This window comes from Parafrigoribacterium mesophilum (assembly GCF_039652555.1).
Classification (GTDB): Bacteria; Actinomycetota; Actinomycetes; order Actinomycetales; family Microbacteriaceae; genus Parafrigoribacterium; species Parafrigoribacterium mesophilum.
Genome location: NZ_JBDJAF010000081.1, coordinates 1 through 258, shown reverse-complemented (window position 1 = coordinate 258; position 258 = coordinate 1). Strand labels below are relative to the sequence as shown.

General features: G+C 67.4%; 1 pseudogene. It reads left to right on the top strand.

Annotated features, from left to right (window positions below):
• Nucleotides 1-235 (top strand): annotated as a pseudogene (locus tag ABFX56_RS16175) (3'-5' exonuclease); the annotation flags it as partial.
• Nucleotides 236-258: the final 23 nt, after the last annotated feature.

Here is a 258-nt window from a genome sequence, read left to right as displayed (position 1 = left end):
AACGTGCGTGGAGCGCTGGGACTGGTTGGCCGACCCCGGAGAGGAGATTCCCGCGCAGGCCAGTGCGGTGCACGGCATCACCACCGAACGTGCCCGCGCGGACGGCAGGCCGGCCCCAGTGGTTGTCGGCGAGATCGTCGAGGTACTGTCCGGCCTCTTCGATCGCGGAATGGCGGTCACCATCTACAACGCACCGTACGACCTGACGCAGCTCGCCCGCGAAGCGGCCCGCTAAGGATTAGAGCCGCTATCGGTTCG